This window comes from Vibrio sp. 1249-1, from assembly GCF_033340495.1.
Genome location: NZ_JAWOWJ010000787.1, coordinates 1 through 607, shown reverse-complemented (window position 1 = coordinate 607; position 607 = coordinate 1). Strand labels below are relative to the sequence as shown.

The 607-nt window shown below is 52.1% G+C and carries 1 pseudogene; it reads left to right on the top strand.

The window, feature by feature from the left end:
• Positions 1-337: 337 nt before the first annotated feature.
• A pseudogene (locus R7Z50_RS28920) lies at positions 338-607 on the top strand (phosphoadenosine phosphosulfate reductase); the annotation flags it as partial.

Sequence of the window (607 nt, the reverse complement as noted above, 5' to 3'; positions counted from 1 at the left end):
CCGGTACGCATGGGAAGACCGCCATCCCGTAGGTCGAACGATTTACGAGGGCGGATACATCAAAATACAGCCGGACGTTTACAGTCCTGTTTTCCTAGAACGATTGCTTCATGTCTGTTGCAGCATGGACTACATGGAGCAAAAGAGAGCTGATGAGCTGGCATACAAGCTGGCTACTGGTCAAGCAGAGGATAACGACTGGAACCGTCGAATGGCAGAGCCACAATTCCGGATCATATCGGAAGAGGCTTTAGTCCATATCGACTTCATGTGGGCCTTCCATCATTTCAATGATAAGCCTTTCCATGCCCTGGAGATTTACCACAGGGTTTGGTCGATGGGTGATCTGGACTTGCTGGAAGACGAGCCGCAGTGTGAAACCGTTCCTCAGTCACCAATTCCGAAGCCATTGTGGTTGAAGGTTGGTCGCTGGGGCGATGGTTCGCTTTCTGATGGCTTGGCCGATCCGTTAGCGGAAATGGCTTACTTTGACGGCGGGGATGACCCGTTGGCAGCGCAAGTGATCAATACCGCAGACGGAAAGAGAAGGGTGGTTTGCTTCGCAGAAGATGATGAAGTGAAAGTCGATCCCGACTCCGCTGCGTTC